Annotated in this window: 5 protein-coding genes; 1 reads left to right on the forward strand and 4 read right to left on the reverse strand. The window is 58.9% G+C overall.

Annotated elements, in window-relative coordinates:
- Positions 1-140: 140 nt before the first annotated feature.
- On the forward strand, positions 141-2,168 hold the full coding sequence (locus BM046_RS12795; RefSeq protein ID WP_090540075.1) for an AsmA family protein: 2,028 nt from the start codon (positions 141-143) through the stop codon (positions 2,166-2,168).
- A 146-nt stretch (positions 2,169-2,314) separates the two neighbouring features.
- Here the strand turns inward: BM046_RS12795 and BM046_RS12800 are convergent, their stop codons facing one another.
- From BM046_RS12800 to tssI, 4 genes are all read right to left on the reverse strand, one after another.
- Positions 2,315-3,295, reverse strand: a complete 981-nt coding sequence (locus BM046_RS12800) for a hypothetical protein (RefSeq protein WP_143084196.1) — start codon at positions 3,293-3,295, stop codon at positions 2,315-2,317.
- Positions 3,292-6,531, reverse strand: coding sequence for a toxin VasX (locus BM046_RS12805; protein WP_090540079.1), 3,240 nt, complete (start codon positions 6,529-6,531; stop codon positions 3,292-3,294). The genes BM046_RS12800 and BM046_RS12805 overlap by 4 nt, the downstream gene beginning before the upstream one ends.
- On the reverse strand, positions 6,528-7,385 hold the full coding sequence (locus BM046_RS12810; protein WP_090540081.1) for a DUF4123 domain-containing protein: 858 nt from the start codon (positions 7,383-7,385) through the stop codon (positions 6,528-6,530). The genes BM046_RS12805 and BM046_RS12810 overlap by 4 nt, the downstream gene beginning before the upstream one ends.
- A gap of 2 nt (positions 7,386-7,387) precedes the next feature.
- A partial coding sequence (tssI, locus tag BM046_RS12815) for a type VI secretion system tip protein TssI/VgrG (RefSeq protein ID WP_143084197.1) occupies positions 7,388-8,224 on the reverse strand: 837 nt, incomplete at its 5' end.

The following is an 8,224-nucleotide window of genomic DNA, read 5'->3' on the forward strand; positions in this document are numbered from 1 at the left end:
TGCGGCGCTCGCCGCACCGGCCTTCACTTGTCTCTTCCTCTTCCCCTTCCCCTCCCGATTCCCCGTTGCTCAGAAAAGGGGCAACACCGGCGGCGTTTGCTGGTCAGAACCCATGACATCCTCAGTCAGGGTTATCGGATATGGCGCGGGTTCATCGAGTTTTCATCTGGGTGGCGAGCGGGATCATTCTGCTGCTGGCGGCGTTGGTGCTTGCCGTACTGCTGTTCGACTGGAATCGACTCCGACCCATCATCAACGAAAAGGCCTCCGAGGCCCTGGATAGGCCCTTCGCCATCGAGGGTGACCTGTCGGTGGACTGGCGCCGCTACCCAGGCGCATTCGGGTGGCGCGGCTGGATCCCCTGGCCGATCATTGCCGTCGAGCAGTTGCGCATGGGCAACCCGGGCTGGGCCGAAGGGGATACCTTTGTCAGTCTGCAGCGCGCCGAAATGCAAGTGTCACTGCTCGCGCTACTGACACGAACCGTTCGCATCCCGCATATCAGCCTGCAGCAGCCTGAAGCCAGCCTGCAACGACTGGCCGATGGGCGCGCCAACTGGACCTTTGATCTGGGCAGGGAAGAACAGAATGAGGATGAGCAATCAGCCTGGATTCTGGATATAGGCACCATAGCTTTTGATCAGGGGCAGGTCACCATTGACGACGCGGTCAGCGAACTGAGGCTGGAGGCACATATCGAGCCCCTGGGCGAACCCATGGCGTTCGACGAGCTGGTCGGAACGGCGCAGACAACCGGCTCCACCGAGCATGCCTTCGCCTGGCGAGCCAGCGGACGTTATCAGGGGCAGCGGGTGGAGGGAGAAGGCAAGGCTGGCGGCGTTCTGGCGCTTCAGGACGCCGATCAGCCGTTTCCACTGGAAGCGGACGTACGTGCCGGCTCAACACGCATCCAGCTAAGCGGTACGCTGACCGACCCACGGAATCTGGGTGCTCTGGACCTGCAGCTGAAGCTGTCCGGGACCAGCCTGAGCAATCTTTTTCCTCTCACCGGAGTAACCCTGCCGGACACGCCGCCCTATTCCACCGACGGCCGGCTCAGCGCTGAGCTGAAGAGCGAGAATGGCGCCACTTACCACTATCGGGATTTCAACGGACGTATCGGCGACAGCGATATTCATGGTGACCTGACCTATGTGGCAGGAGAGCCCCGGCCACGCCTCTCCGGCAGTGTGGTATCCAATCAGTTGCTGTTCAGCGATCTGGCCCCGCTGATCGGTGCCGACTCCAATGAGCAGAAGCAGGCCCGGGGCAGCGACGCCAGACAACCCGCAGGCAAGGTCCTGCCCGTGGAAGAGTTCCGTACCGAGCGCTGGCAGACCATGGATGCGGATGTGCGCGTCAGAGGCAAGCGCATAGTACACAACGAAGAACTGCCGATCTCCGACCTGGACGCCCGGGTGCAACTGGAGAATGGACAGTTGAATCTGACGCCCTTGAAGTTCGGCATGGCCGGCGGCACGCTGGAGGCCGATATCGCGCTGAACGGCGCAAACACCCCACTGCAGGGCAAGGCCCGCGTCAAGGCCCGCGGTCTAAGACTCAAGGATCTGGTACCGGACTTCGAGCCCATGCAGACCAGTCTGGGGGAACTCAATGGCGATGCCGACTTGACCGGCACCGGCAACTCGGTTGCCGCCCTGCTCGGCAGCGCGGACGGCCAGATGCAGCTGGTGATCAACGACGGTACTGTCAGTCGCAGCCTGATGGAGATAGCCGGACTGAACGTTGCCAACTACCTGATCGCCAGGATGTTCGGCGACGAGGAGGTCCAGATCCATTGCGCCGTGGCCGACCTCAAATTCGACAAGGGCAGCATGACCACGCCGATCTTCGTCATCGACACTGAGAATGCATTGATCGAGGTGGATGGCACGGTCAATTTTGCCACCGAGGAACTGGATCTGGATATCGATCCGGAATCCAAGGGATTGCGCATCTTCTCCCTGCGCTCACCACTGTACGTACGCGGCACCTTCGCCGACCCCCGTCCGGGTGTCCACGCTGGCCCCCTGGCCCTGCGCGGCACCGGCATGCTGGCATTGGGCGCTCTGACGCCAGCCGCCGGCCTGCTGGCGCTGATTGCTCCCAGCGGCGAGCAGGACAGTCAGTGTCAGGCCTTGCTGGAGCGTACACGTGACAGTCGGTAATGAGTTTTTCGCGGGGGGGGGCTCTGGAAGGCCGTACAAGGTATTCCCCGCTCGCGCCGGATTACGCTCTCAGCGAGGCATCGCCTTTAACTGATGCCAATGCTGCTCGCCTGCCCCGAGTCATGCCCAGCCGTTGCTCCTCTGGATCAAGCAGCTTCTGATGAGGCGAGCTTGCCGGTTGCGGCAGCCTCAAGGTCCTTCTCCCGTTCGACAACGGCTGCTTCCAGCTCCGGAGAGCGTTTGGCCCATTGTTCCGGCGGTAAGGGCTGGGACCAGGCGATGGACTCGGGGCTGGTCAGGTCGGGGATAACGGCGAATTTCTTGCGGGTCAGGTAGTCCAGCACGAAGACATTGAAAAAGAAGCTGAACAGACCAATTTCGATAATAGTACGTAGCCAACCATTGGTTTTTATGCCCTCACGCATGTCGTGCATGAAGCTTTCCCAAATACCCATATGGCCATTATGGACTGGTGAAGGCTCTGGCACTGCTTCAGGACCCACTTCCATGAAGCTGCGGATGCATTCCCACTGGCGCATGGCCGCGATGCCCGGACCAGGACTGACCATGATGGCCCAGCCTTCCTTGTTCATATGAAAGGGTTCGTCGATCTGATGCTTGTACGGAAACCACAACAGCAGTCCACCCATCTTGGCAGCACCGAACTGACCGATCATGGTCGCGCTGGGAGCGATGGCATGTACCCGCTCCCAGGGTACTGTCCACTCCTCACCCTCCGGCGTAACGATGCGAACCTCACGGCGCTGGCGGTGAAAGCGCAAGGGCGGCATCAGGGGACGGCGGTAGGCTTTGATATAGCCTTTCCACAGAAAGCCCATCATTACGGTGCTTGTTATCAGCGACAGCCAGAACCCGATATATGTGTCATATCGGAAGCCGAAAAACAGCATATATACAGTTAACCCTGCAAAGAACACAGACATGGAGTGCAATGTCACCCAACCCGCTGATAATGAAAGACTACCGATGTCTAGATAGGTCTCGTTTTTGCGCCAGATCATACCCAGTACATCAGCGGCCGGCTCACCGGTAGGGATAGGCAGCGGAGAAAGGTGCTCCTGTTTCCATAACAGACCTGTCTTTACAGCGCCTACCTGCTGAGTCATGCAGTTCTCTCCGGCTGCAGCTTTTTATTGGATACAGGCTGTTCAATCAGCATTTTGTCGCTGGGCAACGGGCCATCCTCATTACTGTGTACGGTAATCTTCCCGCCTTTGATCAGATAACGCACTCCCATTTTACCGCCCACTACTGGACTGCCTTCGGTGGCCGAACCTGTCATTAAAGCCAGAGGGGAATAATATAGAACTCGTACCTCTAGATGTTCCGTTTCGGACAGCTTCGCAACTTTTCCTACGATTTTGAGCCCCATCCCCTCTTCTATTGGCAGCCACTTGCATTCCAAATCGTCTTCCCAGGATGGGGTGATATTTCTGATAGACTGGTTCGGGCCGACCGCGGCAAGAACGATACCAAGGCGGGTCGCTTCAGGATCTGCACCCGGCAGCACGAGACTTAGCTTGCTAGGTTCAGATCTCAAAGAGCTGTGATTCCCGCGAGTATGTGAAACGAGGCGGGTTTGTACTTTTAGCTGGGGTTTGAACAGCATGTTGATCAGGGAATGAAGTTCCTTAACCTGATCTTCCTCTGTCTCCGTCCAGCGTCGATTGTTACCCCAACAACATTGCTCTAGAAAACGCTGCATTTCGGTACGATGAGTGAAGTGACGCGAAGCAAGATATAGACCTTCAATCAACAAAACTCCCCAACCGACTAGACTCGTGGTTCGCATAAACCAAGATGTGGCTCGTGCCGCATCCCAGCGACCAACCAGATACATGTAGGTCGCATAACCGCCCATACTTGCATAGGAGCCCGCCAACGCGGTCTGGCCTGCGCCTCTAACCAGTCGACCCCATTCGTCTTTTGACCAGTATGAGTTTGCCTTTCGCTGCTCACTCATTAGCTGGACCAGTTCGAAAAAACCAGCAGCCGTAGCAAAAGCTCCCACAAACGCACCCAGCAAAGTTACCAAGGGTAGCCGTATCGAACGTCTTGAGAACTCAATCGCCCCTCTGTGGTACGCCGCGTTCTGCGTCACCGCAGTCATCGCTGCAGCGATGTTGAACCATGTATTAAGATGCTCCGCCCCCCGCACAGCATCGTGCTCACGCAACTCATCCCGACTCCGCAACGCCAGCAGATTCACCCCATGAAGTAGCAGAGCTGCGAGTGACAATGCACCACCGTAGGCATTGAGTGCCTGGACGGGTTCCAGTTGTCTGACGAGTCCCAGTCGCAGCCGCTCAGCGGCCTGGTGGCTCCAGTCCCAGATTGCCTTGCCGGTTGGGCCGGTGAGTTGGTAGCCGGTTCGGGTTGATCTGATAGCGAAGTCGCCGGAGACCTTGAGCGCCACCATCAGCGTCAATAGCGGTTTGGGGAAATGCTGGATGGCAGCCGGTGCGCTGGCGTCCTTGAGATGTTCGGCTTCCAGTTCAGCGAAGGCTGCACCAAGACGGCTTACGGCGCGCCCCCAGTCATGACCATTGTTACCGCCCAGGCTCTGTAGCCAGCTGAGCTTTTCAGTACCGGCCAGACGGCCGATGAGGGTGCCGGCCAGTTCCTGATTGTCAGCACTGAGCACAGCCTCTATTTCGTTAAGCCGGTCTGACAAGTCGACCAGGTCGGACAGTTCAGGTGTAAAGGCCGACGCTACCAGGGACAACGGCTTCGCCGGCGTGGGGCTGCGCAACAGGTCCGTGGCGATTTTGACGCCGGGGCCGAGGGTGCAGAGTTCGCTCAAGGTGTTGAACGCCAGCTCGCTCAGCCATTCGCAATGTGTTCGGTCAGCATAGTTCGCATACCAAGTACCTCTTTCGTGTTGCGCAAGCAGCGTACGGGTATCCTGATACAGGGCCTCGCGTCGACTGGCCAGCCATTCCCGGTGAGGAGTGGCTACATTGTTGATCCAGTCTTCCATCTCGGCCAGCCGTACATGCTTGGCTATCTGCGCGCCAGAGCGGCTGTCGCTCATGTTGCGCCGCTTCCCAGCGCGGTAGTTGATGACCAGCCCCTTGATGTGCCCTTGCAGCTGCGCCGGAATGAAACTGCGAACCGGTTGATAGATGGCTTGCTGACGGGCATGCACCTCGCGCAGACGGGCATCGGCTGCCGCGTGCCCGTCGGTGCGGCGCAGGTTTTGGTTTATCTCGGTTTCTTCATCCAGAGTAGGCTGCAGATCACGCTGAGCCTGTAGCAACAACTCGCCTTGCTCAGGCGTGAGCTGCATATCCACGTCGCGGTATCGGTAATTGATGATACCGGCCAGCTCTGCGCCGTCTTCGTGGCGCAGGCTGTTGATGAAGCCTGCCATCAGGCCCTTATGACCGTTGAGCTCGTTCCACTGCTCTTCCATCTCGGTAGTTCTGGCCTGCTCGTGGTTCAGATCACGGAGCATACCGAGGATATCGTCCACTGCGACCATGACTGCATGCAGGCCTCCCGCCTGCTGCCGCGCCTGCCTGAGCCAAGCATCAGAGCGCTGGGGGTTCCAGGCCTCGCTGCTCCAGTAGCCTGGACGATGCGAAATATCTTCCTTTACTTCGGCCGAGACGCGTTGGAGGTCCTGAAGCCAGAGCGTGGTGTTGATATGGGCTTGCACACGCTCCGGAGAAGGATATTCCTGCATATGCCGGGCGACCGCCTGCTGACTCTGTTCGTATGCTTCACGATTAGCTCGAAACTCGTAGGCCATGATGCGGTTGCGGATCGCCGGGACCAGCTCAGGTATCAGCTCTTCGGCTCTATCCAGTGATGGGCAGTGGGTAGTCTCCAGTTCCACTGCCACCTTCGGCAAGCTGATGATCTGCATTTTTCTGCCGCGCTCGTCCGCGGATTCTGCCAGCAGGCTACAGATGGCCTCGGACAGAGGGACTTCTGTATACAGAATGCCCAGCGGCAGATGTTTATTCAGCGCCAACCCCACCTGCGGCCCTGTCTTGAACTGTGTATGTGGCGCACCGAGGGGCTGCTCCAGCAACTGGCTGCCTGGGGTGATGGCGAAGCGCCTGAGCGGACCTTCTCCCTGCCAGACATACAGGTAGCCAGGCCGTAGCCGTCGTACAGCTATGGGATGGCTCCGTGTGGAGTAGCCGGGTTGCAGGTAAGCATCGTCGACCGCGTCCTCTACCAGTGCATAACGGGTAGGCACAATGAATATCTCGCCTTCGCGCGCTGGGCAGCTTGCTACCGGGCTCTCGAGAGCGTCAATCGCAAACTCCCGTTGAGCTGCCTGGTCAGCTCGTTCCAGATTGAGAGCCTGATGTTGTCTGTCAGTAGTCATGCAATGCTTTCCATGCTATGGCTCAACGCCTGCCGCTGGGCTTCAAGTCTGATGGCGTCAAGTTTCTCTGCCGGCAACATGCCCGGTTGCTGTAACAGCGCGCGGTAGTTCGCATGTTCGCCACGTTCCGGGAAGTCCCGTCCGCACAGGGCCATCAGACCGGCCCAGCGCACGATGTCAGCTGCTGCACTGAAGCCATATTCATTAGCCCTGGCGCAACAGATTTTGACCCAATCGTCACGCTCGTTAGTTCCTAGATTGGCGAGACATTCGGGAAACCACGTATCCACATGTTCCAGTAGTTTCTGTGCGAAGGCGTGCTGCTTGGCCTGGTTCAAACCGGCCAGTTGGTCGGAGTTGAGCTGCAGCCAGGGTGTGTCGGCATAGCATTGGGCGTCAGTTGAAGCGGAGCTATGGAAGTCCTGCCAGCCGGCCCCGCCCCAAAGCCGAACCTGCTCAACCGGGCCAAGGGCGCTGTCACGTTGCTCGTCACTCATATCCGTCAGCCAGAGGTGCAGGATGCGAGGGTCGTAGTAGCGAAACAGGACTGTTACCCCACCGCTTACGCTGACGTGTACAAGACTGGAAAGATGCTGTACCAGCTCATCAATGGGCGCACGACTGGCAAGAGCTACGCCGGCAGTCATATACCATTGCTTTTCGAAATATTGGTTCAGCAAGCTGCCACGGTTGGTGGCAATCAATATCGGGCCTGCATCCGCCAGCTCAGCGTAACGGGTCCCGTCATAGAGGCGACTAAACTCGGGGGCGGGTTCCAGTTGGTAGATTATCTGGATGAGGTCGTCTATCTGCGCACCGTCCAGCAGGAGGTAGTGTTTCGTCGTTGTCAGCATGTTCAGAGCTCTCCTGCCGTGCAGACTTCGCACACAGCCATGGCGTTCGCTGCTGCCCGCTTGAGTGCCAGCCGCTGCAGGGCAACGGCTGGGCTGACGGGGGTGAGCAATTCCCCGGCCTGCTCGCCTTCTGCTTTATGAACCTCATCAGGCAACACTGGCTGGCTGCCACTCCCCTGCCCCGGACGCCCTCCTGCATTCTGCCGAATGGTCGGCCCCACAACCGTCACCCCAGCCGGCGTTATGCGGATAAAGCTGCCTCCTGCGCTGAGTGTCAGCTCGCTATCCGCTTCGATCACCATTTTCTGCCCGGCCTTCAGGTGTATCTCGCGGCCGGCTTTGGTCAGTTGTGCGGTGCCGGCCTGAATGTGCTGGCTTCCGGCAACGGTCAGATGATCATCGGCCTTAATCTCGGTCCTGCGGTCGGCGTGGGTAGTGTGGTGTTCTTCGGCCAGGTTCTCGGTGTAGCGGTTGGCCTCGATGCGTTCGTGCCGTTCGTTGCCGACGCGGATTTTCTGGTCGTGCTGGATGTTCTGATCCCAGTCGCGCTGGGCGTGGATGAAGATCTGCTCCTCGCCCGCCTTGTCCTCGATGCGCAGTTCGTTGAAGCCGTTGCCGCCGGGGCTGCTCAGGCTCTTGAAGACGGTTCGGGTCTTGTGCGCGGGCAGCTCACAGGGCACCGGGTGGGCGCTGTTGTACAGACAGCCACAGACCAGGGGCTGGTCCGGGTCGCCTTCGAGGAAGCTGACCAGTACTTCCATGCCGATGCGCGGGATGGTGACGCTGCCCCAGTGGTTGCCGGCCCAGCTGCTGGCCACCCGCAGCCAGCAGCTGGTGTG

Source organism: Halopseudomonas formosensis (genome assembly GCF_900115905.1).
Taxonomy (GTDB): Bacteria; Pseudomonadota; Gammaproteobacteria; order Pseudomonadales; family Pseudomonadaceae; genus Halopseudomonas; species Halopseudomonas formosensis.

Coding starts and splice junctions, on each gene's coding strand:
- BM046_RS12810 (WP_090540081.1), bottom strand. CDS start 7,385: ATGCTGACAACGACGAAACACTACCTCCTGCTGGACGGTGCGCAGATA.
- BM046_RS12800 (WP_143084196.1), bottom strand. CDS start 3,295: ATGACTCAGCAGGTAGGCGCTGTAAAGACAGGTCTGTTATGGAAACAG.
- BM046_RS12795 (WP_090540075.1), top strand. CDS start 141: ATGGCGCGGGTTCATCGAGTTTTCATCTGGGTGGCGAGCGGGATCATT.
- BM046_RS12805 (WP_090540079.1), bottom strand. CDS start 6,531: ATGACTACTGACAGACAACATCAGGCTCTCAATCTGGAACGAGCTGAC.